17 protein-coding genes are annotated in these 23,731 nt (G+C 70.5%); 10 read left to right on the top strand and 7 right to left on the bottom strand.

Going from position 1 to position 23,731, the window contains the following annotated elements; genetic code table 11:
• The first annotated feature begins 175 nt into the window (after window positions 1-175).
• Genes ACQCSX_RS09360 through hemL form a run of 3 tightly spaced genes read left to right on the top strand, consistent with a single transcriptional unit; the run spans window position 176 to window position 3,403 of the window.
• Entirely contained in the window at window positions 176-1,030 is an 855-nt protein-coding gene (locus ACQCSX_RS09360) for a uroporphyrinogen-III synthase (RefSeq protein WP_427018712.1), read from the top strand.
• Window positions 1,031-1,067: 37 nt separating this feature from the next.
• Window positions 1,068-2,048, top strand: a complete 981-nt coding sequence (gene hemB / locus ACQCSX_RS09355) for a porphobilinogen synthase (protein ID WP_427018711.1) — start codon at window positions 1,068-1,070, stop codon at window positions 2,046-2,048.
• 35 nt (window positions 2,049-2,083) lie between these two features.
• Window positions 2,084-3,403: a glutamate-1-semialdehyde 2,1-aminomutase gene (gene hemL / locus ACQCSX_RS09350; protein ID WP_427018710.1), complete on the top strand. Its 1,320-nt coding sequence runs from the start codon at window positions 2,084-2,086 to the stop codon at window positions 3,401-3,403.
• A gap of 196 nt (window positions 3,404-3,599) precedes the next feature.
• Here hemL and ACQCSX_RS09345 read toward each other — a convergent pair whose 3' ends face one another.
• The 4 genes from ACQCSX_RS09345 to ACQCSX_RS09330 all read right to left on the bottom strand — a co-directional run bounded on the left by ACQCSX_RS09345 (window position 3,600) and on the right by ACQCSX_RS09330 (window position 7,045).
• Entirely contained in the window at window positions 3,600-4,337 is a 738-nt protein-coding gene (locus tag ACQCSX_RS09345; RefSeq protein WP_427018709.1) for an amino acid ABC transporter ATP-binding protein, read from the bottom strand.
• A complete protein-coding gene (locus tag ACQCSX_RS09340; protein ID WP_427018708.1) occupies window positions 4,334-5,098 on the bottom strand; it encodes an amino acid ABC transporter permease in 765 nt (254 codons plus the stop codon). Before ACQCSX_RS09340 ends, ACQCSX_RS09345 begins: the two co-directional genes overlap by 4 nt.
• Before the next feature lie 9 nt (window positions 5,099-5,107).
• A complete protein-coding gene (locus ACQCSX_RS09335; protein WP_427018707.1) occupies window positions 5,108-6,040 on the bottom strand; it encodes an ABC transporter substrate-binding protein in 933 nt (310 codons plus the stop codon).
• A 321-nt stretch (window positions 6,041-6,361) separates the two neighbouring features.
• The gene (locus ACQCSX_RS09330; RefSeq protein ID WP_427018706.1) at window positions 6,362-7,045 is read right to left on the bottom strand and encodes a 3'-5' exonuclease; all 684 of its coding nucleotides are present in this window, start codon (window positions 7,043-7,045) and stop codon (window positions 6,362-6,364) included.
• 60 nt (window positions 7,046-7,105) lie between these two features.
• On the opposite strand from ACQCSX_RS09330, the gene ACQCSX_RS09325 reads away from it, so the two are divergent.
• The 3 genes from ACQCSX_RS09325 to ACQCSX_RS09315 are packed head-to-tail and all read left to right on the top strand — an operon-like array spanning window position 7,106 to window position 14,291.
• Window positions 7,106-7,519, top strand: a complete 414-nt coding sequence (locus tag ACQCSX_RS09325; RefSeq protein WP_427018705.1) for an MGMT family protein — start codon at window positions 7,106-7,108, stop codon at window positions 7,517-7,519.
• Window positions 7,516-10,803 (top strand): ATP-dependent helicase, encoded by a 3,288-nt coding sequence (locus ACQCSX_RS09320; protein ID WP_427018704.1) that lies wholly within the window; start codon window positions 7,516-7,518, stop codon window positions 10,801-10,803. Before ACQCSX_RS09325 ends, ACQCSX_RS09320 begins: the two co-directional genes overlap by 4 nt.
• Window positions 10,800-14,291: an ATP-dependent helicase gene (locus tag ACQCSX_RS09315; protein WP_427018703.1), complete on the top strand. Its 3,492-nt coding sequence runs from the start codon at window positions 10,800-10,802 to the stop codon at window positions 14,289-14,291. Before ACQCSX_RS09320 ends, ACQCSX_RS09315 begins: the two co-directional genes overlap by 4 nt.
• A 98-nt stretch (window positions 14,292-14,389) precedes the next feature.
• Here ACQCSX_RS09315 and ACQCSX_RS09310 read toward each other — a convergent pair whose 3' ends face one another.
• A complete protein-coding gene (locus ACQCSX_RS09310) occupies window positions 14,390-15,709 on the bottom strand; it encodes a phosphotransferase (RefSeq protein ID WP_427018702.1) in 1,320 nt (439 codons plus the stop codon).
• A gap of 152 nt (window positions 15,710-15,861) precedes the next feature.
• Here ACQCSX_RS09310 and nudC point away from each other — a divergent pair, with 152 nt between their 5' ends.
• Window positions 15,862-16,899, top strand: a complete 1,038-nt coding sequence (gene nudC, locus ACQCSX_RS09305; protein ID WP_427018701.1) for an NAD(+) diphosphatase — start codon at window positions 15,862-15,864, stop codon at window positions 16,897-16,899.
• A 40-nt stretch (window positions 16,900-16,939) separates the two neighbouring features.
• Window positions 16,940-19,051, top strand: a complete 2,112-nt coding sequence (locus ACQCSX_RS09300) for an ATP-dependent DNA helicase UvrD2 (RefSeq protein WP_427019018.1) — start codon at window positions 16,940-16,942, stop codon at window positions 19,049-19,051.
• On the opposite strand, the gene ACQCSX_RS09295 is transcribed toward ACQCSX_RS09300, so the two are convergent.
• Window positions 19,012-20,145 (bottom strand): ThiF family adenylyltransferase, encoded by a 1,134-nt coding sequence (locus ACQCSX_RS09295; RefSeq protein ID WP_427018700.1) that lies wholly within the window; start codon window positions 20,143-20,145, stop codon window positions 19,012-19,014. The genes ACQCSX_RS09300 and ACQCSX_RS09295 overlap by 40 nt on opposite strands.
• 74 nt (window positions 20,146-20,219) lie before the next feature.
• On the opposite strand from ACQCSX_RS09295, the gene ACQCSX_RS09290 reads away from it, so the two are divergent.
• Window positions 20,220-20,831, top strand: coding sequence for a M48 family metallopeptidase (locus ACQCSX_RS09290; protein WP_427018699.1), 612 nt, complete (start codon window positions 20,220-20,222; stop codon window positions 20,829-20,831).
• 115 nt (window positions 20,832-20,946) lie between these two features.
• On the opposite strand, the gene ACQCSX_RS09285 is transcribed toward ACQCSX_RS09290, so the two are convergent.
• The gene (locus ACQCSX_RS09285) at window positions 20,947-22,371 is read right to left on the bottom strand and encodes a zinc-dependent metalloprotease (RefSeq protein WP_427018698.1); all 1,425 of its coding nucleotides are present in this window, start codon (window positions 22,369-22,371) and stop codon (window positions 20,947-20,949) included.
• A gap of 197 nt (window positions 22,372-22,568) precedes the next feature.
• On the opposite strand from ACQCSX_RS09285, the gene ACQCSX_RS09280 reads away from it, so the two are divergent.
• A complete protein-coding gene (locus ACQCSX_RS09280; RefSeq protein ID WP_427018697.1) occupies window positions 22,569-23,675 on the top strand; it encodes a YlbL family protein in 1,107 nt (368 codons plus the stop codon).
• Window positions 23,676-23,731: the final 56 nt, after the last annotated feature.

Here is a 23,731-nt window from a genome sequence, read left to right as displayed (position 1 = left end):
CCCGCCCGCTTCGCGGACGCCCGAAGCCGCTCCCGGGCCCCTACACCGCTCCGGCCTTGATGCGCCGGTGGTTGAGCGGTCCCCAGCTGCTCCCGAACCTCGCAAGCTCGCTTCGGGGCCCTCGCAGCCGTGGGCCCAAGCGGAGCCGAAACCCGCACCGCTGGCCGGATTGCGCGTGGCGATCACGCGCAGCCGGGACCGGGCGGGGGCCTTGGCGGACGCCTTGGCAGCCGCCGGGGCCGAGCCGGTGCTGGTGCCGCTGATCGACTTTGAGGTGGCACCGGACGCCGCGGCCCTGGATGCGTCGCTGCAGTGCCTGGCCGCGGGGGAGTACCTGTGGCTGGTGGTCAGCTCCATCACCACCGTGCGCGCGCTCAAGCAGTGGTGCGCCGGACATTCCACCACCCTGGCGGAGCTGGTTCCCGCCACCACGAGGGTCGCCACCATCGGGCCGTCGTCGCGGCGGATTTTGGAAGCCGAGGGCCTCGCCGTCGAGCTGGCTCCGGTGGACATCCAGTCCGCCGACGGGCTGGTGGCGCTCTGGCCCCCCGGCACCGGCGAGGTGCTGGTGCCGCATTCCAACCTGGCCGAGCCCGGGCTGGAAGAGGGCATCGCCGCCGCCGGTTTCCACGTCGACGCAGTTATCGCCTATGTGACGGTCGACTATCCGGCCCGGGAGTCCCACCGGCTGACCGCCGTGCTGGCGCCCAGCAAGGACTGGGCCGCCGATACAGCCACGGCGCCTGTTGCCGCCGGGCACCCGTTGTTGACACCGGCCGAAGCGGCCGCCGAGGTCCGCTCCGGCGCGATCAACGCCGTCGTCGCCGCCTCTGGCAGCGCGGCCCGGCGGATCCACACGCTGCTGGCCCCGCTGCCCGCCGAGTGCCTGCTCATCGCCATCGGCCAGCCCACCCGGGCCGAGTCGGAGCGCCTGGGCATGGACGTGGCCGCCACGGCCACTCACCCCACGCCGGCCGGCATCGTGGACGCGCTGGTCTGCGCCCGCAGCACCGCCCGCCCCACCGTTTAGAACCACGAATACTTCGAACCACCCCAAGGAGCCATCCGTGAGCTTTCCCCACCACCGTCCGCGCCGCCTGCGCACCACCCCGGCCCTGCGCCGGCTCGTGGCCGAGCACCGGCTGGATCCGGCCGAGCTGATCCTCCCCGTCTTCATCCGCGAGGACCTGACGGAGCCCAAGCCGATCACGTCCATGCCCGGCGTCGTCCAGCACACCACCGAATCGCTGGTGGCAGCGGCGCTTGAAGCCCGCGACCTGGGGCTGGGCGGCATCATGCTGTTCGGCATCCCGGCCGTGCGCGACGCCGTCGGCTCCGCCTCGCTGGACCCCAACGGTGTGCTGAACAAGGCCATCCGCGACGTCCGGGCCGCCGTCGGCGACGATCTGGTGGTCATGAGCGATGTCTGCCTGGACGAGTTCACCGACCACGGGCACTGCGGCGTCCTGGCCGCCGACGGCACCGTCGACAACGACGCCACGCTGGAGATCTATGCCAAGATGGCCGTGGCCCAGGCCGAGGCCGGCGCGCACGTGTTGGCGCCCTCGGGCATGATGGACGGGCAGATCGCCGTGATCCGCCAGGCCCTGGACGCCGCCGGATTCCAGGACGTGGCCGTGCTGGCCTACGCCGCCAAGTACGCCTCCGCGTTCTACGGCCCGTTCCGCGAGGCAGTGGATTCGCAGCTCACCGGCGACCGCCGCACGTACCAGATGGACGCTGCCAACCGCCGCGAGGCGCTGATGGAGGTGGAGCTGGACCTTGAAGAGGGTGCCGACATGGTGATGGTGAAGCCGGCCATGAGCTACCTGGACGTGCTGGCCGACGTCGCCGCCATGTCCCCGGTGCCGGTGGCCGCCTACCAGATTTCGGGCGAGTACGCGATGATCGAGGCCGCCGCGGCGAACGGCTGGATCGACCGCCGTAAGGCCATCGAGGAGTCCGTGCTGGGCATCAAGCGCGCCGGCGCCAACATGATCCTCACCTACTGGGCGGCCGAGCTGGCCGGCTGGCTCCGCAACCCCTGACCCCTGCCGCAGCATTGATTTGAAAGAATGGACCTATGACCAGCTCCGAAGAACTTTTTGACCGCGCCAAATCCCTGATGCCCGGTGGCGTGAACTCGCCCGTGCGGGCCTTTGGCTCCGTGGGCGGCACCCCGCGCTTCATGGTGAACGCCAAGGGCGCCTACCTGACCGACTCCGAGGGCAAGGACTACGCCGACCTGGTCTGCTCCTGGGGCCCGGCCCTGCTGGGCCACGCCCACCCGGACGTGCTCGCCGCCGTGCACGCCGCCGTCGACCACGGCCTGAGCTTTGGCGCCTCCACTCCGGCCGAGGGCGACCTGGCCGCCCTGGTGCAGGCCCGGATCCCCGCCGTCGAGCGCCTTCGCATGGTCTCCACCGGCACCGAGGCCACCATGACCGCCGTGCGCCTGGCCCGCGGCTTCACCGGCCGCAACCTGATCATCAAGTTCGCCGGCTGCTACCACGGGCATCTTGACGGCCTGCTGGCCTCCGCCGGCTCCGGCTTGGCCACGCTGGCCCTGCCCGGTTCCGCCGGTGTCACGGCCGCAACCGCCGCCGAGACCCTGGTGCTGCCGTACAACGACCTCTCCGCCGTCGAGGCCGCCTTTGCCGCGCACGGTGAGAACATCGCCGCCGTCATCACCGAGGCCGCGCCCGCCAATATGGGTGTCGTGACCCCGGGGGAGGGCTTCAACGCCGGCCTGTCCCGGATCACCTCCGCCCACGGCGCATTGCTGATCTTTGACGAGGTCCTCACCGGCTTCCGCGTCGGCCCGGCCGGCTACTGGGGCCTCACCGGCGGCAACGCCGACGGCAAAGAGCACTGGACGCCGGACCTGTTCACCTTCGGCAAGGTCATCGGCGGCGGGCTTCCGACGGCGGCCCTGGGCGGCCGCCGCGACGTCATGGACTTCCTGGCTCCGCTGGGCCCGGTCTACCAGGCCGGCACGCTGTCCGGAAACCCGGTGGCGATGGCCGCCGGTGTGGCCACGCTGACCGCCGCCACCGCCGAGGTCTACGCCACGGTGGATGCCCGCTCGCTCCAGCTCTCCGCCGCACTGGCCCAGGCCCTGGACGCCGCCGGGGTGGACCACTCCATCCAGCGCGCCGGCAACCTGTTCTCCGTTGCGTTCGGCACCTCCGCCCACGGCGTGCACAACTACGCCGACGCCCTGGCCCAGGAGTCCTTCCGCTACGCGCCGTTCTTCCACTCCATGCTGGACTCCGGCGTGTACCTGCCCCCGAGCGTCTTCGAGGCCTGGTTCCTCTCCGCCGCCCACGACGACGCCGTGATGGACCGCATCATCGGTGCCCTCCCCGCCGCCGCAAACGCGGCCGCTAAGGCGACTGCCTAAGCTTCCCGAGGCAAACGGATGCTGCAACGGCGTTCCTGGTGGATCATTCCACCGGGGACGCCATTCCCCGTTCGGGATGCGTCCACGGCTGCGGCAGGGCAGGCAATTTCCGTAGGCGACGTCAAGGGGCACGTGGCCGCTTGCGGCGTGGTGCCACAGTCGCCGGGAAATTGCCGAACCTGCCCCCCCGACGGGGCTAGAGAACGTCCGAGAGGAAGCTCTGCAACCGGTCGGTCTGCGGATCCAGAAAGAGCTGGTCCGGAGCGCCCGTCTCCACCACCACGCCGCCGTCCATGAAGGTCACGGTGTCGGAGACGTTGCGGCTGAAGCCCATCTCATGCGTCACCACCACCATGGTCATGCCGCCCTTGGCGAGGTCGGCCATCAGGGCGAGGACGCCCTTGACCAGCTCGGGGTCCAGTGCGGACGTGGCCTCGTCGAAGAACATCACCTCGGGCTTCATGGCCAGCGCGCGGGCGATGGCCACCCGCTGCATCTGTCCACCCGAGAGGTTGGCTGGGCGGGCGTCTGCCTTGTGCCGCAGCCCCACCAGATCCAGCTGCGCCAGGGCCTCGGCATTTGCCTGGTCCTTGGGCAGCTTGCGGATCTTGCGCAGTGCCAGCGAGACGTTGTCCAGCACGGTTTTGTGCGGGAACAGGTTGAACTGCTGGAACACCATGCCGATGCGGCGGCGCAGCTCGTCCGGGTTGTCCTGCAGAACCGAGCGGCCGTCGAGCAGAATGTCGCCCTGCTCGGGTTCAATCAAGCGGTTCATCACGCGCAGCAGCGTGGACTTGCCCGAACCCGAGGGGCCGATCACGGAGGCCGTGGTGCCCTGCGGAACGTGCAGGTCGATGCCGCGGAGCACACGGTTGGATCCGAAGGACAGGTGGATGTTCTTTGCGGTCAGGGTACCCGACGAAAATTCGCTCATGCCTTGGCGCCCTTTCCGATAATTGCTGCTGCCTCATCCGGCTCAACCTTCTGCGCCTTGCCTTCACGCATGCGCTTGTCCATGTAGTTGACGACGTGCGTCAGCGGCACGGTCATCAGCAGGTACAGAACGCCGGCAGCAACGAGGGGCGAAAGGTTTCCGGAGTTGGCCGCGGCGTCATTTCCGATGCGGAAGATCTCGCGCTGGCTGCCCAGCAGACCCAACATGTAGATCAGGGATGAGTCCTTGATCAAGTGGATCAACTGGTTGACCAATGCGGGCAGCACCCGGCGGATGCCTTGGGGGATGACCACCAGGATCATGGCGGCGCCGTAGCTGAAGCCCAGGGCACGAGATGCTTCGAGCTGTCCCTTTTCCACACTCTGAATGCCGGAACGGAAGATCTCACCGATGTACGCCGTAGCCATCAAGGACAAAGCCAAAATGGCAAGCGGGTACGGGTTGGTGCTTCCGGTCAAGGCACGGACGGTGGGGCCCATGCCAATGCCAATCACCAGGATGACCAGGATGGCGGGCAGGCCACGGAGGATGTCCGTGTAGACCCGTGCGATCCCGCGGGCCGCCGGGTTCCGGGAGATGCCCATCACGGCAAGGAGAAGGCCAAAGACGCAGCCCAGGATGCCCGAGGAGATTGCCAGGATCAGGGTGTTTGGCAAGCCGACAGTAAGCAGGTTGGGGATGACCGCCCCCATGGCCTGCCAGTCAAAGAATGTTTTGAGGAACTGCTCGAATGCATTCATGCGTGCGCCTTACGGGAGCTTGACGGCCTTGGAGCCCGGGGACCAAGTGGTGGGGGTTTCGCGGGTCGGGTACCACTCCTTGGCCAGCTTGCCCCAAGTGCCGTCGGCCACGACGGCGTCCAGGCCGGAGTTAATGGCGTCGATGAGCGGATGGTTCCCAGAGTTCACGGCGTAGGCGGTGAAGTTCTGGGTGTTGATGATCGACTCGGCGATGTGGGTGTTGTCGCCTTCCTTGATCTGCCCCGAGGCCTGCTGGGACGGAGCGACCCATGCGTCGATCTGGCCGTTCTTCAGGTTCGCGTAGGCGGTGTTGTAATCCGGGAACCGGACAGCTTCCAGCTTCAAGGTGTTGGTGACGTAGTCATCCTGGACGGTGCCCTGGATCACGCCGATGCGGGTGTCCTTGCTCAGGTCCTTGAACGACTTGACGGTGGCGTCCGTCTTCGTCACGACGGCCATGTAGCCAAAGTCGTAGCCGTTGGTGAAGCCGACGTTCTGGCGGCGCTTGTCCGTCGTGGAGATTGAGGAGGAGCCGACGTCGAACTGCTTGTTCTGCACCTGGGCCAGCAGGGCCGAGAAGTCGGTGGACTTGAACTCAACCTTCAGGTCAAGCTTTGCGGCGACGGCGCGAAGCAGCTCGTTGTCGAAGCCGGTGAACTTGCCGTCCTTGTCGATGAAGATGTTCGGCGGGGCGTCGGAGAGCGTGCCCACCGTGATGGTTCCGGGGACGATCAGGCCCAGCTTGGACTTGTCGATCTTGTCCAGGGGGGTGACGTCCTTGGTGGTGTACTTGTCCAGCGACTGCTGGTCGCTGCCGGCCAGGGCATCGGTGGTGGCCGTGGAGCTGCTGGTGGCGGTGGAGCTGCCGCAGGCGGCCAGGGAGAAGGCGAGGGCTACGGCTACGGGAGCCGCAACGAGCCACTTGAGGGCTTTGTTGTTCATCAAACAATCACTTTCATAGAGGTCCCCGGTCCACGACATCCATGGGTGGGGTTCGCGAGTGCAGGGAGCCCTCCGATGTGCCCCAGGGCACTACCAGAACTCGACCTGTCGAACTAAATTATGTCATCCAGTGCGAACGGCCGTTAGGGGCGAACCATCAACGTCAAGAATTCGGATTTTCGGAAGAATGTTCAGCCACAGTGCTTCGGGAGGGCCGTGGCGGGCATTTCGCGGGTGTCCAGCAAAACGATCGGCGGCACCGCAGAGGGCCGCCGATCGGTGGAACCTTTGTGATATGGCTCTCATTCACTTGTTTTGGAGCTACGGGAGCACTGGCCAGGCACCCTCGATGACGGCCTCGGGCTTGGTCCGGCGGAGGTAGCCCTGGAAGTCCGCGGCCTGTGCGTCGGCCCAGCCGATCTGCGCCTGGTGGAGCCTGGCGGCGTCGATCGCCAGTGCGGGGTACTTGGCGGCCAAGGCCTCCGCCAGCCGGATGGTGGCGAGGGCGTCGGCGGCCGAGGTGTGCGCATCGTCATGGGGAATGCCGTACTCCTCGCAGAGTGCGCCCAGGGTGCGGCTGCCGCGGCGGTATTTGTCCACGTGCTTGTTGCAGATGTAGGGGTCGATCACGAGGGTGGCGTCAATGGCCGCGACGCCGTGCCGCGCCGCCTCGGAGGCCAGCACGGTGAAGTCGTAGCTGGCGTTGTACGCGATCACCGGAATGCCGCGGGCAAAGAGGTCCGCCAGCACGGTCGACACCTGTCCGACGACGTCGGCCACCGGCAGGCCGTGCTCCACGGCGTGGGCGGTGGTGACACCGTGGATGGCCGTGACCTCCTCGGGGATCTCCACACCGGGGTTGGCTAGCCACTCGTGCTCCTCGATGACCTTCCCGGCGCCGTCCACCACCACTATGGAGGCGGTCACCAGGCGCGCCTCGCGGGGATTGCGGCCGGTGGTCTCGACGTCGAATGCGGCCCGGGGTTGTGTGCTCCAACTGCTCATGCCCCCACGCTACAGGCACGTTCCGACAACGCCGGCGTGCCCTTGCGTACGCTGGATCCCATGCGCACGGCTTACATTGACGCGGTCCTTTCCGTGGCGGCACTGATCCCCGCCGGACATGTCCTCTCCTACGGGGACATTGCGGTGTTGCTGGAATCCGGCGGACCGCGCCAAGTGGGCTCCGTGCTGGCCCGCTATGGCTCCGATGTGCCGTGGTGGCGGGTGATCCGCGCCGGCGGGCTGCCGCCGCAGGGCCACGACGAGCGGGCACTGGCCCAGTACCTCAGCGAGGGGACGGCGCTGCGCGGCAAGACCACGGGCGAGGACGCGTCCTGGCGGGTGGACATGCGCACCGCGCGCTGGAATCCGGACGATGCGCAGCTGGCGGCGCTGGATGCCGTCCGCGAGGACATGGCACGCCAGGAGGCGCCGGATGTGGACCTGTCGGTGCCTCGTGATGGACTGGAGCCATGAGCAGCACTCCCACCCTGGCCCTGGCCGCGCCGGCCGCCGTCGAGCTTGTGGCCCCCACATTGTCGGCGGACCAGCAGAGCGTGGTCGATCTGGCCCCGGGCAGCGGCCCGGCCCTGGTGTGGGGCGCCCCGGGCACCGGGAAGTCCACGGTGCTGGTGGAATCCGCGGTGAAGCGGATCGAGCACGACGGCGTCGACCCGGCGGGCGTGCTGCTGCTGGGGCCCTCGCGCCTGTCGGCCGCCCGGCTGCGCGATGCGCTCAGCGCCCGGCTGAACCGCAGCCTGAGCATCTCCCCGGCGAGGACCTGGTCCTCCTATGCCTTTGACGTGCTGCGCCGGGCCAAGGTGGAGGGGCGGCTGCCGCACATCGAGCGTGCGCCCCGGCTGCTCAGCGGCCCCGAACAGGACCTCATCATCAAGGAGCTGCTGGACGGGCATCGGCAGGGGCTGGGCCGGGCGCCCGCATGGCCCGCGGACCTGAGGGATGCCTTGGGCACCCGCGGCTTCCGCCAGGAGGTCCGCCAGCTCTTTGACCGGGTGATCGAATACGGCATCGACCCCGAGGAACTGTCCCGGCTGGGAACGGAGAACGGCCGCCCGGACTGGGTGGCCGCGGCCTCGCTGTACGGCGAATACCGCGACGTGGTGGATTGGGGGAAGTCCGGCTCCTACGACCCCGCCGGCATCATCACCTCCGTGACAAACCTGTTCAGCCAGGACGGGGAATACCTCCAGCTCGAGCGCGACCGGCTCCAGCTGATCCTGGTCGACGACATCCAGGAGGCCAACCAGGCCATCCACGAACTCCTGGCCATGCTGGGCCGCGGCAAGGACGTGCTCGCCACGGCCAGCCCGGACACGGTGGTGCAGGGCTTCCGCGGCGCCCGGCCGGACCTGGCCGGCACCGTGCGGGACCACCTCGCGGACCCGGCGATGGGTGTCACGGTGGGCGAATTCGTGCTGCGGACCTCGCACCGGATGGGGCCGGAACTGGCCGCCTCCTGGGGCTCGGTGGCCGCGCGGATCTCCCAGACCCGCGGCGGGCACAAGGCCCGGCTGCTGGAGTGGGAGCCCGACGCCGGGGCCATCGGGGAGCCCCGCGTCGTCGCCGGCACCCCCGGGACTGAAACCCCCGACGCCGGGGTTCGGGCCCCCGCTGCCGCACAGCCCGCCGTCGCCGTCCACCTGGTGGCATCCGAGGTGCACGAGCTCCGGCTCGTGGCGGAGCGGATCCTGAACCTGCAGCACGCCCAGGGCTATGAGCTGGGCCAGATGGCCGTCATCGTGCGCACGGGCTCGCACCTGGCGGCCCTGCAGCGCTACCTCAGCGGGCAGGGCATTCCGGTGAAGGTGCCCGTGGCCGAGAACCCGGTCCGCGACGAGGCCGCCGTCCGCCCGCTGCTGGACGCCTTCCACGTCTCGCTGGACCCGGGCCTGCTCGACGCCGCCATGGCCGTGTCCCTGCTGACGTCGCGGCTGGGCCGCTCCACCACCATCCACCTGCGCCGGCTCCGCCAGGGGCTGCGCAAGGCGGAGCTGGGCGCCGGTGGCGGGCGCGAGAGCGATTCCCTGCTGGTGGACGCGCTGCTGGACCCGGCCATCCTGTCCCAGCTGGGCTGGGAGGCCTCCAACGCCGCCCGGCTGGCGCGCATGCTCCAGGCCGGCCGGGCCGCCGTCGCCGAGCCCGGGGCCAACGCGGAGACGGTGCTGTGGGCGCTCTGGGAGGCGGCCGACTGCTCCGACACCTGGGCCGCCCAGGCGCTCAAAGGCGGGCCGGCGGGCATCCGGGCGGACCGCGACCTCGATGCAATCATGGCCCTGTTCCAGACGGCGGAGCGCTATGTGGACCAACTGCCCGGCTCCAGCCCGCAGCAGTTCCTGGAATACCTGCTCAGCCAGGACCTGCCGATGGACACCCTGGCGGCGCGCGCCCAGCGCAGCGACGCCGTCGAGATCCTCACCCCGGCCAGCGCGTCCGGGCGCGAATGGCCAGTGGTGATCGTCGCCGGGCTGCAGGAGGGCGTCTGGCCCAACACCCGCCTGCGCGGGGAGCTGCTGGGCAGCCAATTGCTGGTGGACGTGGCCGAGCGCGGTGCGCAGGCCGCCCGCCAGATCGACGCCGCGGCCCGGCTGCGCGAGATCCGCTACGACGAGCTGCGCAGCTTTGCCGCGGCCATCTCCCGCGCCACCGAGCGGCTGATCTGCACCGCTGCCTCCAGCCACGAGCTCCAGCCCTCGCAGTTCCTGGACATCGTGCTGCCCTTCCAACCGGAGGACGGCGGCCCGGAACACCGCCCGGTGGAGCAGGTGCCCCGCCCCATGACGCTGCGCACGCTGGTCCCGGAGCTGCGCCAGGAATCGGAGCTCAATGCCGATGCCGAGGCCGCCCGGCTGCTGGCGGTGCTGGCCGCCGAGGGCATCCCCGGCGCCCACCCGGACTCGTGGTGGGGGCTGGCGCCGCTGAGCAGCACCGAGCCGCTGGCCGCCGAGGGCGCGGTGGTGAATGTGTCGCCGTCGAAGGTGGACGCCGTGCACAAGTCCCCGCTGAACTGGTTCATCAAGGCCGCCGGCGGGGAGGCCGCCACTGACTTCGCCCGCAGCCTGGGCACGCTGATCCACGCGATTGCCCAGGACCTGCCCGACGCCGCCGGGCACGAGTATCTGGCGGAGCTCACCCGGCGCTGGCCCTCGCTGGGCATGCCCGACACCTGGGAGAGCCAGGCGGACTTTGCCCGCGCCCAGGAGATGGTGCGCAAGATGGCCCTGTATGTGCTGGACATGCGCTCCCGCGGCCGGGAGCTGCTGGCCGTGGAGGCGGACTTCAGCGTGGACCTGCCCGGCGAGCACCACATCGTCCGGCTGAAGGGGCAGATCGACAGGCTGGAAAAGGACGCCAATGGCAACCTGGTGGTGATCGACCTCAAGACCGGCCGGCGCAAGCCCGCCGCGAAGGAGTTGGAGACCCACCCGCAGCTCGGCGCCTACCAGGCCGCCATTCTGGCCGGCGCGTTCAACGGGCACGACGGCGTCCCGGACGGCGCCGTGTCCGGCGGGGCCGCGCTCGCCCCGCTCGGCGACGCCACCAAGGGCATGAAGACCCAGGACCAGAAAGCACTGGACCCCGGCGATTCCTGGGCGCTGGATTTGGTGATGGAGGCCGCCGAGCTCATGTCAGGCGCCCACTTCGAGGCCCGCCACGACCCCGGGGCCGGCGGGTTTGCCGGCGGCTGCGCCGTGCCGGAAATCTGCCCGCTGTGCACCGAAGGAAAGCAGGTCACCGAATGAGCACGCCCGACGCAGAGCCGAACGGCACCGGACCCGGGGCCTCCACCGCAGACGCCGGGACTTCCACCGGGTCCGCCGGGGAGCCCGCCGAGCGGCCCATCCTCTCGCCCTACGAGCTGGCGGAGCTCTTGAACCAGCTGCCGCCGACCGAGGAGCAGGCCGCCATCATTTCCTCGCCCCTGGAACCGCTGCTGGTCATTGCCGGCGCCGGCTCGGGCAAGACCACCACAATGGCGGACCGCGTGGTGTGGCTGGTGGCCAACGGGCTGGTGCTGCCAGAGGAGATCCTCGGCGTGACGTTCACGCGCAAGGCCGCCGGCGAGCTCGCCGCCCGGATCCGCCGCCAGTTGGCCAAGCTGGCGGCGCTGGCGAAGACGGGCGCCGTCGAGCTGGCCCCGGCCGCGGCGGCCCAGGACGCGCTGGAACCGAAGGTGTCCACCTACCACTCCTACGCCGCCGGGATCGTCACCGACTACGGATTGCGCCTCGGCGTGGAGCGCGACGCCGTCGTGCTGGGCGGGGCGGAGGCCTGGCAGCTGGCCAGCGACGTCGTCCAGGCCTACGAGGGACCGCACGAGCACTTCACCGCCGCCAAATCCTCCCTGGTCAAGGGCTTGATGTCCATGGCGGGGGAGTGCGCCGAGCACCTGCAGGACCCCACCGCCGTGCGCGCCATGGCCGACGGGCTGGCGGAACAGCTGGCTGCCATGCCGTACCAGGAGGGCGCCACGAAGGCCCCCACGCTGGCGGCCGCCAGGCTGGCGGACATCTTCCGCACCCGCGGCTCCGTGGCGGCCATGGTGGAGCGCTACGCCACCGCCAAGCGGCACCGCAATGCCCTGGATTTTGGCGACCTGGTGGCGCTGGCGGCACGCATCGCGGATGAGGTCCCGCAGGCCGCGGCGTTGGAGCGCCAGCGCTACAAGGTGGTGCTCCTGGACGAATTCCAGGACACCTCGCACGCCCAGCTGGCGCTGTTTTCCAAGCTGTTCGGCGGCGGACACCCCGTCACCGCCGTCGGGGACCCGCACCAGTCCATCTACGGCTTCCGCGGGGCCTCCTCCGGGCAGCTGTTCCGCTTCCCGGAGATCTTCCGCAAGCACGACGGCGGCTACGCGTCCACCGCGCAGCTGACCATCGCCTGGCGCAATTCCGCCCGGATCCTGGGGGCGGCCAACGTCATTTCCGGGCAGCTCAATGCCGCCGCCGAGCTGCGGGCGCGCGAGCGCCGCGAGCCGGGCCCGCGGATCCGGGTGTCGCCGCTGCAGGAGCGCCCGAAGGCCACCAACGGCCAGGTGCTGCTGGCACGCTACGAGACGGTGGAGGCCGAATGCGAGGCCATCGCCAGGGACATTCTGGCCCACAAGGGCTTCGGCGGCGGGGCCACCGCGCCGGACCCCACCACCGTGGCGGTATTGTGCCGCCGCCGGGCCCAGTTTGAGCCGTTGGCCGCCGCCTTTGATGCCCGCGGCATCCCCTACGAGATCGTGGGCCTGGGCGGGCTGATGGCCACGCCGGAGATTGTGGATCTGGTGGCCACCCTTCGCGTGCTGGCCGACCCCGGCCGCTCGGACGCTCTGATGCGCCTGCTCACAGGCGCCCGCTGGCGGATCGGCCCGGCGGACCTGATGGCCCTGGCCGACTGGTCCCGGTACCTTTCCCGGCGGCGTGAACGGGCGGCCCGGGACCACCGCGCCTTTGATCCCGCGGCCGAGGACGAGAACTCCGGGGTGGATGCGGCACCGGTGGAGCAGGACATGGTGGACAGTGCCAGCCTGGTCGAGGCGCTGGACTACCTTGGCCCGGACTACTGGCCGGCCGCGCTGGAACGCACCCTCACGCCCGTCGCCCGCGAACGGCTCATCGCCCTGCGCGACGAGCTGCGGATGCTGCGCGGCTTTGTCGGGGACGATCTCACCAACCTGCTGGGCGAGGTGGAACGGACCATGCTGCTGGACATCGAGCTGGCCGCCAAACCGCAGTTCACCATCCACCAGGCCCGCCGGAACCTGGATGCCTTCCAGGACGCCGCCGCGGACTTCATGCAGGCCGCCGAACGCGTGGACCTGCTCGCCTTCCTGGGCTGGCTGGAGACGGCCGAGGCCCAGGAGGACGGCCTGTCCATGACAGCGCCGGAGCCCAACCCCGACGCCGTGCAGCTGTTGACGGTCCACGCCTCCAAGGGGCTGGAATGGGACGTGGTCTTTGTGCCGGGCCTGAACCAGGGCGCGTTCCCGAGCGCGACGGCGGACCGCTGGTCCACCGGTGCCGGCCAGCTGCCCTGGCCGCTGCGCGGGGACCGGAACGACCTCCCCGCCTGGGACCTGGGCGGGGAGGACCAGAAGAGCTGGCTGGACAGCGAGAAGCTCTTTGCCGAGGACGTGAGGGCACATGCCGAGGAGGAGGAACGCCGGCTGGCCTATGTTGCCTACACCCGGGCCCGCGACGTCCTGGTCTGCTCGGCCACCATTTGGAGCGCGGGCCGGGCCAGCTTCACCGAGGTCTCGCCATTCCTGGCCTCGCTGCTGCCGCTGGCCGGGGATGGTTCGGGCCAGGCGCGGATCCTGGCGTGGCTGGAGGACCCCGAACCGGGGGTGGAGAACCCGCTGAGCGTGGGAACGATCAGCGCCGTCTGGCCCTACGATCCGCTGGAGGGGCCGCAGATCACGGGCAAGACGGCCGGCGCCCCGCACGCCGGCCGCCGGGCCAATGCCGAGCGCTCCGCCGCCGCCGTGCTGGAGCGGCTGGCCGCCGTGGAGGACGCCGTGGCACAGGCTGGCCCCGGTGCGGCGGGTGCGTTGCTGGCAGTGGCGGCGGGGAATCCGCGCTGGGGGATGGAAACCGAGCTGCTGCTGGCCCAGTCCAAGCTGGACACCAGCACGCTCTCGGTCCAGCTTCCGGCGCACATTTCGGCCTCGCTGCTGGTGGCATTGGGCGACGACCCGGCCACAGTGACCCGGAACCTGCGCCGCCCGGTGCCCCGCAAGCCCGGCATGGCGGCCCGCAAGGGCACCGCCTTCCACGCCTGGGTGGAGGAGTACTTTGGCACGTCCGGCCAGCTGGACATCGACGAGTTTGCCGGTGCGGATGCCTATGTGGACGAGGCCTACGGGCTGGAGGAAATGCGCGAGACCTTCAAATCCTCGATGTGGGCCGACCGGACGCCGGCGGCCCTGGAGGTGCCGGTGGAGACGCGTGTGGCCGACGTCGTGGTGCGCGGCCGGATCGACGCCGTCTTCCGGGACGACGATGGCGGTTGGGACCTGATCGACTGGAAGACAGGGGCCAAGCCCAACCCGGCCCAGCTGGCCGTGCGTGCGGTGCAGCTGGCCGTCTACCGGCTGGCGTGGTCGCGCTTGAAGGACGTGCCGCTGGAGCAGGTCCGGGCGGCCTTCTACTTCGTCGGCCAGGATGCCCTGGTCCGGCCGCTCGACCTCGCCGGCGAGGCGGAACTGGAGGCCATCGTCACCAACGCCTACGCCATGTAGCGCCGATGGTGCCCGCCTCGGTGGTTGAGCCTGTCGAAACCACCCGGCGCACCTGGTCTCGGCTGCGCTCCACCAGCGGGGCCGGCCGCGCTCCAGTTCTACTTGTGCAGCGGGATGACCGACATGGCAGCCGTGTCCAGGTTTTCCTTGCCGGGCGGTGCCTTGGCGGCGTCGGCCGGCTTTCCGGCGTCGCCCTTGGGCTCCGCGCCGTCCGGCGCCGTGCCACTGCCATCGGTGGCCTCGGCGGAAGCGTCAGCGGGTGCAGGGGGCTCGTCGGCAGCGGACGGAGCTTCGGACCCGGGAGCTGCCTCCACGGCGGCAGGCTTCCGGGCCGCAGCCTTGTCCGCTGCGCCGTCGGACGCTGGTTTGGACGTGCCGCCAGCAGCCGTGCCGCCTGCAGCTGTGCCGCCCGCCGTGGCCGCAGCCGGCTCGGACGGGATGGCCACCGGGGTGACGGCGGCCGAATGCGCCGGGGCCACCACGGGAGGCTCGGTGGCGATCGGCTGGCCGCCGTAGGTGGCGATGTCGTGCTCGAGCGCGCGCAGCATGCCCTCGGCCTCGGCCACCATGGACGGGTTGTCCGTGGCCACGCCCTTGACCAGCCACTGGGCCAGGGCAAACTCGGCGCTCAGTGCGGCGCGGCGCAGCAGGTGCCGGTCCGGGGCGTCCTTGCGGGCGGCCGAGTAGGCCTCCTGCACCTTGTCTACAAACGCGTGGTCGTTCACGGCCACCAGCCAGGCAAAGTCGTCGGCGGGGTCGCCCACGCGCAGGTCGGTCCAGCCGATCACGGCCATCACGCGGGTGCCCTCGAGCAGGATGTTGTCCTCATGCAGATCGCCGTGCACCACTGCCGGGCTGAAGCGCCACAGGGCCACATCCTCCAACGCGTGCTCCCAGCGGCGCAGCAGGGCGGCGGGGATCTTGCCGGTGGTGGCGGCCTGGTCCAGCTCGTTGAGCTTGCGCTGGCGGAACTCGTTGGCCGTGTAGCTGGGCAGGTCCGCGCCGCTGACGAGCGCCGGCGGAAGGTCGTGGATGGCGGCAATGGCGGCGCCCAGCTCGCGGGCGACGGCGGCGCCGCCGGATGCCAGCGACTCCACGGAGCGCGGGTGGCCGGCCAGATGGGAATAGACAAAGGTGGAAAGCTCGCCCTTGCGCACGGTTCCGGCCACGGTGGGCATCAGGAACGGCAGTTCGGCACGGACGGCGGGGGAGAAGGCACGCAGGACGGCCAGCTCGGTCTCCAGCCGCGTGCTGGCCTCGGCATGCTTGGGGGAGCGGACGCGCCAGCGCCTGCCGTCGGAGTCCACCAACAGGGCTGATTCGAAGTCGGTGGCGTCGTCGTAGTCGGCGGCGCAGGCCGTCAGGTTCAGTCCGGGCACGGCGGCACTGGCCACGGCTGCCAATTCGATGGGCGTCATTCTTCTCACCTTTCCACCGTAGGGCCGATGCCCGGGAACCGGGAGAGGCGCGGCGGCGAGTCGAAAGATGCGTTGCCAAGGACACGCTTTTCGGTGCCCTCGGCGTGGTATCCCGAGTGTGAATTGTCGGCGCAACTGCGTACGGTAGAAGCATGATTGACGCCCTGCCGCTGCCCTGGCCCCATGCCGTGTTGGACCGAGGCACCGAGCGCCGTGCGGTGGAGGGTTTCCTCGACTCCGCGCGGGCCGGCGGCGCATACCGGACCATGGTGCTCACCGGCGGGAAGACGCTGGTGAAGGACGGCCGGATCGTCTTCCTTGACCCCACCGTGCTGCCCGCGGGCGGGAACGCCATCTTCCTGGGCTCCAGCACGCCGGCGCTCACCGGCGTGGCCGTGGACACGGACCTGCTGTTGGCTCCCGTGCCGGACCCGGACCCCGACGACGACGGCGCCGGCCTTACGCGGCTGGCCCCCGGGTCAACACTGCTGGGCTACCGCGAGGCCGCCGCGTCCCTTGATGCCGCGGACGCCTTGGTCTTCATCGAGGCCAATGCGATTGCCAACTGGCACCGCTCGCACACGCACTGCCCCCGCTGCGGGGCACCCACCGTGCCGGAATCCGGTGGCTGGGTGCGGCGCTGCAGCGCGGACGGCACCGAGCACTTCCCGCGCACGGACCCGGCCATCATCGTGGCCGTGGTGGGCGCCGACGACCGCATCCTGCTCGGCGGCGGCAGCAGCTGGGAGTCCAACCGGTACTCCACACTGGCCGGTTTCGTGGAACCGGGGGAATCGCTGGAACAGGCCGTGGTGCGCGAGATCGCCGAGGAGGTGGGCGTGCGCCTGCACTCCCCGCGCTACCTCGCCTCGCAGTCGTGGCCGTTCCCGGCGTCGCTGATGCTCGGTTTCATTGCCTATACGGACGACGACGTCGCCACGCCCGACGGCGTCGAGGTCACCCGTGCCCGCTGGTTCACCCGCCCCGAGCTGCAGTCCGCCGTGCTGGGCGGCGAGGTGACCATCCCGCCGCGGATGTCCATTGCCCGCGCCCTGATCGAGCACTGGCACGGCGGCCCCATCGCCGAGCCCACGCCGCCGGCCATGGCCGCCGTGGCGGACGGGTCCTCTCCGGTCGCCGAGCCCACGCCGCCGGCCAATCCCGGGTCCCAGGCGGCCGGCCGTGGCTGAACCGCAGAAGGTGGGCCACGCGCCCCTTGCCGCACCGCTGATGGATGAGCGCACCCTCGAGGAACGCATTCTTTCCGGCCTGGACGAGGAGCAACGCGCCGTCGCCACCACCTTGCACGGGCCGCTCTGCGTGCTGGCTGGCGCCGGCACCGGAAAGACCCGCGCCATCACGCACCGGATCGCCTATGGCGTGCATAGCGGCGTCTACAACCCGTCGCGCCTGCTGGCCGTGACGTTCACCGCCCGCGCCGCCGCCGAAATGCGCACCCGGCTGCGCGATCTCGGTGTCGGGACGGTGCAGGCCCGCACCTTCCACGCCGCCGCCCTGCGACAGCTGCAGTATTTCTGGCCGCACGCCGTCGGCGGCCAACTCCCGGGCCTGCTGGACCACAAGGCCGCCACCATCGGCGAGGCCGCACGCCGGCTGCGGCTTTCCAGCGACCGCGCCTCCATCCGCGACCTCGCCGCGGAGATCGAATGGGCCAAGGTGTCCATGCTGACGCCGGAGACCTACCTGACCCAAGCCACGGACCGCGGCGAGCCCGGCGGCCTGGACCGCACCGCCGTCGCACGCCTGTTCCAGTCCTACGAGGACGTCAAGACTGACCGGAACCTGATCGACTTTGAGGACGTCCTGCTGATCAATGTGGGCATTCTGCAGGAGGATCCGCGGGTGGCCGCCACCGTGCGGGACCAGTACCGGCACTTTGTGGTGGACGAGTACCAGGATGTGTCCCCGCTCCAGCAGCGGATGCTCGACCTCTGGCTGGGCGGCCGCGACGACCTCTGCGTGGTGGGCGACGCCAGCCAGACCATCTACTCCTTTACCGGTGCCACGCCGCGGCACCTGTTGGACTTCCCGTCCCGGTATCCGCAGGCCCAGGTGATCAAGCTGATCCGCGACTACCGCTCCACGCCGCAGGTGGTGGGCCTGGCCAACTCGCTGCTGGCCGCCCGGCGCTCCGGCGATTTCGAGGCCGACGCCCTGTGGTCCCCGCCGCTGCACCTGGTGGCCCAGCGCCCCGTGGGCCCGGCCCCGGAGTTCCTGGAATGCAGCGACGACGAGGCCGAGGCCGCCGCCGTCGCCGCCCGGATCAAGGTGCTCATCGACGCCGGCACCCAGGCCGCCGAGATTGCCGTGCTCTTCCGCACCAATGGCCAGTCCGAGGCCTACGAGCAGGCGCTGGCCTCGGCCGGCATCGGCTACCAGCTGCGCGGCGGCGAGCGGTTCTTCGCCCGCAAGGAGGTCCGCGACGCGATCCTGCAGCTGCGTGCCGCCTCCCGGGCCGCCGAGGACGAGCCCGTGGGCCAGATGGTCCGCGACGTGCTGGGCAACCTGGGGTACCAGGACGAGGCCCCCAAGACCGGCGGCGCCGTGCGCGAGCGCTGGGAATCCCTGGCGGCGCTGGTGGCGCTGGCCGACGAGCTGGTGGTGACGCGCGGTTCGGTCGAGGGCGGCTTCACGCTGGTCGACTTCGTCTCCGAGCTGCAGGAGCGGGCCACCGCCCAGCATGCCCCCACGGTGCAGGGCGTCACGCTGGCCTCGCTGCACTCCGCCAAGGGCCTGGAATGGGACGCGGTGTTCCTCGTGGGCATGAGCGAGGGCCTGATGCCCATCTCCTTCGCCGATTCCCCTGCCTCGGTGGATGAGGAACGGCGCCTGCTCTACGTGGGCATCACCCGGGCCCGCGAATTCCTCACCCTGTCCTGGTCCACCGCCCGCACGCCCGGCGGGCGTGCCAACCGCAAGCCCTCGCGCTTTCTGGACGGGCTGCGGCCCAACTCCACCGCCCCCGCCTACGGCGTCCGGGCCGGCTCCACGGCGCGCAAGCAGCGCAAGGCCGCAGTGCCGACGACGTGCCGGGTCTGCGGCAAGATGCTCAGCTCCGGGGCCGAACGCAAGATGGGCCGCTGCGCCGACTGCCCGGCCGGCTACGAGGAGGCAGTGTTTGAATCGCTGCGGCAGTGGCGGCTGGAGGCGGCCAAGGCGGCCGAGGTGCCCGCGTACGTGGTCTTCACCGACGCCACGCTGGTGGCCATCGCCGAGGCGGGCCCGGAGACACTGGAACAGCTGGCCAGCCTGCCCGGCGTGGGCCCGGCCAAACTGGAACGCTACGGTGACGCCGTACTGGAGATCATGGCCAAGGCCTGACGCTGGAATTGGCAGCCGCAGTCCGGGTGCGGCAGGTACTCGCGCCGGGACCAGCCACCGTCGGCGGCGCGCAGCGTCAGCACGGCCGACAACGCGGCCGGGGCGGCCCCGCCGTCGAGGAACAGCAGCGCGGCCCGGGCCGCGGCGCCCGCCAGCGACAGGGCCGTGGGCGCATCCTCGCCAAGCGCGGGGGAGCGGGACAGCGAGGCGCACAGGCCCAGCCATTGGGGGTCCGCATCGGCCCGGTGCCGTTCCACGCATTCGGCGCAGGCCGTGGCGCCCGGCAGCACCAGCGGGCCCACTGTGCCGTCCTGTTCGCGCAGCAGCACCAGCAGATGCGGCTGGTCGCGGCGCATCAGCTCCGCCGACGCCGCCGGGTCAAGGGTGTCGTGCCCGCAGTGGACCACCAGGTCCAGCAGATGGAACACGCTTCCGGCCTCCGACCCTGAATGCAGGACGTGCGGTTGGCAGCCCGGGTCCAGGCCCAGCAGCTGGCGGCGCACGGCGGCCGAGCGCGGCATGCCGATGTCGCTGATCCGGTAGCCGCCCGGTCCCACATCCGCCGCCCCCACCACGGCGTCATCCTCCAGCAGCACCGTGCCCACCCCGGCGCCCACCAGGGCCTGCGCCAGGGCGGCGCCCGTGCGTCCCAGACCCGTGATGCGCACGACGGCGCGTCCCCGGCAGGCCAGCAGCTCGTCCGCCGGCGCGTGGTGGACGGCCCGGAGTAGCCGCTCCTCGGGTGCTAGCCGTTCGCCGCGCAGGCCCGGGATGGGAGGAGCGGATGGTTCGGCAAAGAGTGCCGGCGCCAGCATCTGAAGCAGGTGGAGGGCCCGCTCCGGCGTGATGCCCAGCCGGGTGGAAGCGGCCAGGGGGTCGGCCGTCCCGACGGCCAGGGCGCCGACGAAGTCCTCTTCCGGCGAGCTCAGCCCTTCCACGATGAGCCCGCCCGGGCCCACCCCGATCTGCATGCAGCCTGCGGACCGCCGCACCACGCGCAGTCCCGGGTTGATCTGGACCACGGCATCCACCCCTTCGTATGCGGGCCGGATCCGGTCAACGGCCACCTGTTCTTCGATGGTGGCATGCGGCACAGGGGCGTGTGGGGTTATCCACAGAGCGGATTTCCCGGCACCTGGGATGGCCCCGGCCGCGGTACCGTCGAGACATGACGATTCCACCCCTGGGCAGCACGGGCGCCCAGTCCAGCGCGCCCGTTGAGGTCCGCCGCTCGGCCCGGCGCAAGCGGACCGTGTCCGCCAATTGGCAGGGCGGCACCATGGTGGTCTCCATCCCCGCGCACTTCAGCGAGGCCCAGGAACGCCACTGGGTGGAGCGGATGGTGGCCAAGCTGGAAGCCAAGACGGCCCGGCAGGCCCGCATGCCCCGCACTGCCTCGGGCGACGATGCGCTGATGGGCCGTGCCGCCGAGCTCTCGGCCGCCTACCTGGGCGGACGGGCGGTGCCGGTGTCGGTGAAGTGGGTGTCCAACCAGAATTCCCGCTGGGGGTCCTGCACCCCGTCACGCCGGACCATCCGCCTGTCCAACCAGCTGCAGGGGATGCCCGCCTGGGTGGTGGACTACGTGCTGCTGCACGAGCTGGCGCACCTGCTGGTGTCCTCGCACGGGCCGGCGTTCTGGGCGGAACTGGCCGGCTATCCCCAGCTGGAACAGGCCAAGGCCTTCCTGAACGGTGTCACTTTTGCCACCTCGCGGGGCCTCGCCGCCGGCCCCGGCGACGGTATGGAAGACGACCTTGAGGACGACGACGAGGCCTAGCGTCCCAGCGCGCGCCCACGACGGTCTTCCCCGTCCAGGACGGCGCCACGGCAGCATCCCGGACGGCATGGGGCATCCCGGATGCAGAAGGCCGTCCCTGTAGCGGAGGGAATTGCTACGCCTTCGGAGCGTCGCCGCCGCCGTCCGCTGAACCAGCGTCACCGCCGTCGTCCGCTGAATCGGCGTCGGACCCGCCGTCGTCCTTGGCATCAAAGCCGCCGGCCAGCAGCCGCTCCAGCGCCGCATCCACCTCGGAGGCGGAGGCCTCCAGCAGGGAACGGCGTGCGGCGAAGCCCGCGGGATCGTCCAGGTCCTCGGCCGTGGGCAGCAGGTCCGGGTGCTTCCAGATGGCGTCGCGGCCGGCAATGCCGCGGGCATCCTTCAGCGAGGCCCACAGCGCAGCGGCCTCGCGGAGCCGGCGCGGACGCAGATCCAGGCCCACCAGGGCGCCAAAGGCGTGCTCGGCCGGGCCGCCGGTGGCGCGGCGGCGGCGGATGGTCTCGCGCAGGGCGCCGGCCGAGGGCAGGTTGCGGGCGGCCTCGAAGGTGAGCTCGTCCACCCAGCCCTCCACCAGGGCCAGGGCCGTTTCCAGTTTCTCCAGCGCGGCATCCTGCTCCGGGGTGCGGGCCGGCATGAAGACACCCTCGGAGAGGGCGGCCTGCAGGGCCTCCGGGTTGCTCGGATCCAGATCGCGGGCCAGGCCCTCGATCCGGGACATGTCGATGTGGATGCCGCGGGCATAGGACTCGATGGCGCCCAGCAGGTGGCCGCGCAGCCACGGAACCTGGACAAAGAGCCGGGCATGGGCGGCCTCGCGCAGGGCCAGGAACAGCCGGACCTCCTGCTCCGGGAGGTCAAGGCCCTCGCCAAAGGCGGCCACGTTGGCCGGCAGCAGCGCCATCTGCAGGTCCGCCAGCGGGACGCCGATGTCGGTGGAGCCGACCACTTCCTTGGCCAGCGCGCCGACGGCGGCACCAAGCTGCATGCCAAAGAGGGCGCCGCCCATGTTGGCCAGCATGGAGGAGGCGCCGCCCATCATGGACTTCATCTCCTCGGGCATCTGCTCGCCCATGGTGCTGGAGAGGGCAAAGGCGATGGAATTGGCCACCGGCTCGGTGAGGCGCTTCCAGGTGCCCAGGGTTTCCTCGACCCATTCGGCGCGGGACCAGGCCTTGCCGATGATGCCGGTGCTGGGCAGGTCGGTGACGGGGTCCAGCCAGAGCTCGGCCAGGCGCAGGGCCTCGTCCACCTCGCGGGACTGGGCCGGGGTGACGGAGGGGTCCCCACCGGCGGCGGCCTGGCGGGCATGGTCGTGGGCCAGATCCCAGTTGACGGCTCCGTCGGAGGAGGAGTTCATCATGGACTGGACCTGGGAGAAGATCGCCGCCAGGGCGTTGGGGTCCTCGGGCAGGCCGGCGGCCTTTGCCAGCGCGGCCGGATCAAAGCCCTCCATGCCCTTGCCGCCCATGAGGTTGGCCAGCATCTCTGACAGCGGATCCTTGGGCGTGTCGTCGTCGTTGTTGGCTGGGTTCTGGGTCATCACTGGCCGATCGTTGGAAGGATTTGGCTATGTGTTTCACGTTACCGCCGCCGCCAAGGGGTTGTCGCCCCAACGGAGCGGGAGTTCGCTGAAGGCAAAGCCCGGAGATTCACAGCCTGCATGCGGCGGGAACTTGTAGGCTGGGCATTTGGACAAGAGTCGTGTTGGGCGCCGGCTGGCGCAGATGAGGAAATTCTTTGAGCGAGGAAACACCCGCAGGGCCGCCGGCGCAGACGTCGGCGCAACGGCCGCGTGACGGCCGCTTCGCCACCATGCTGGTCTCCGGGGCGCTGGCCGCCGCGCTGTGTGTGGCCGCACTGCTGATTCCGGTGCCCTACGTGGTGGAGTCCCCGGGCCCCACATTCAACACCCTGGGCACGGACAACGGCAAGAGCGTCATCCAGATCAGCGGCGAAAAGACGTACCCCACCAGCGGAAACCTCGACCTGGTCACCGTCTACGTCAATGGCGGGCTGCCGCAGAACAGCATCAACGTCTTCCAGGCCCTGGCCGGGTGGCTGGACTCCAACCGGGCCGTCTACCCGGCCGAGCTGATGTACCCTCCGGGCCTCACCCAGTCGGAAGTCAGCAATGAGAACGCCGCGGCCATGACGTCCTCGCAGGAAAGTGCGACGGCGGCCGCCCTGGACCAGCTGGGCATCAAGTACGGCTCCTCGTTGTCGGTGGCCCAGATTCCCTCGGGCTCGCCCTCCGCGGGCAAGCTCCAGGCCGGGGACATCCTGCTCGCCATCAACGGCGCGCCGATCACGGGCATCGCCGTGGTGCAGAAAACGCTGGCCGAGGGCGCCGGCAAGCCCGTGACAGTGCACCTGTCCCGCGGCTCCGCGGAACAAGATGTCCAGGTCACGCCCGCGCTGGCCAGCAACGGCAAGTACCTGCTGGGCATTTCCCTGGCCACCAAATTCGATTTCCCCTTCGAGGTTTCCATTGCGTTGAGCAATGTCGGCGGACCAAGCGCCGGCATGATGTTCGCCCTGGGCATCATCGACACGCTCAGCCCCACCGACCTGACCGGCGGCAAGCACTTTGCCGGCACCGGCACTATCGATCCCGCCGGGAACGTGGGTGCCATCGGGGGCATCGCGCAGAAGATGGTCGGCGCCCGGAACAGCGGCGCCACAGTGTTCCTGGCCCCCGGCGCCAACTGCAACGACGTCGCCGGGCACGTCCCGGCGGGGCTGCAGGTGGTCAAGGTGGACACGCTCTCGGCCGCCTACGACGCCGTGAAGCTGATCGGCTCCGGCCAGGACGGTTCCGCCCTGCCCACCTGTTCGGCCAACTGACGTGGCGGGCGCGGGGAGGCCGGTCCGGAAGCGGAACTTAGCCATGCGCCCGTTCG

The organism is Pseudarthrobacter sp. P1 (assembly GCF_050156935.1).
Classification (GTDB): Bacteria; Actinomycetota; Actinomycetes; order Actinomycetales; family Micrococcaceae; genus Specibacter.
Note: the sequence above shows the minus strand (reverse complement) of the source record. Positions and strands in the feature narration are given on the sequence as shown.

Coding starts and splice junctions, on each gene's coding strand:
- hemL (WP_427018710.1), top strand. CDS start 2,084: ATGACCAGCTCCGAAGAACTTTTTGACCGCGCCAAATCCCTGATGCCC.
- ACQCSX_RS09345 (WP_427018709.1), bottom strand. CDS start 4,337: ATGAGCGAATTTTCGTCGGGTACCCTGACCGCAAAGAACATCCACCTG.
- ACQCSX_RS09340 (WP_427018708.1), bottom strand. CDS start 5,098: ATGAATGCATTCGAGCAGTTCCTCAAAACATTCTTTGACTGGCAGGCC.
- ACQCSX_RS09335 (WP_427018707.1), bottom strand. CDS start 6,040: ATGAACAACAAAGCCCTCAAGTGGCTCGTTGCGGCTCCCGTAGCCGTA.
- ACQCSX_RS09330 (WP_427018706.1), bottom strand. CDS start 7,045: ATGAGCAGTTGGAGCACACAACCCCGGGCCGCATTCGACGTCGAGACC.
- ACQCSX_RS09325 (WP_427018705.1), top strand. CDS start 7,106: ATGCGCACGGCTTACATTGACGCGGTCCTTTCCGTGGCGGCACTGATC.
- ACQCSX_RS09320 (WP_427018704.1), top strand. CDS start 7,516: ATGAGCAGCACTCCCACCCTGGCCCTGGCCGCGCCGGCCGCCGTCGAG.
- ACQCSX_RS09315 (WP_427018703.1), top strand. CDS start 10,800: ATGAGCACGCCCGACGCAGAGCCGAACGGCACCGGACCCGGGGCCTCC.
- ACQCSX_RS09310 (WP_427018702.1), bottom strand. CDS start 15,709: ATGACGCCCATCGAATTGGCAGCCGTGGCCAGTGCCGCCGTGCCCGGA.
- nudC (WP_427018701.1), top strand. CDS start 15,862: ATGATTGACGCCCTGCCGCTGCCCTGGCCCCATGCCGTGTTGGACCGA.
- ACQCSX_RS09300 (WP_427019018.1), top strand. CDS start 16,940: ATGGATGAGCGCACCCTCGAGGAACGCATTCTTTCCGGCCTGGACGAG.
- ACQCSX_RS09290 (WP_427018699.1), top strand. CDS start 20,220: ATGACGATTCCACCCCTGGGCAGCACGGGCGCCCAGTCCAGCGCGCCC.
- ACQCSX_RS09285 (WP_427018698.1), bottom strand. CDS start 22,371: ATGACCCAGAACCCAGCCAACAACGACGACGACACGCCCAAGGATCCG.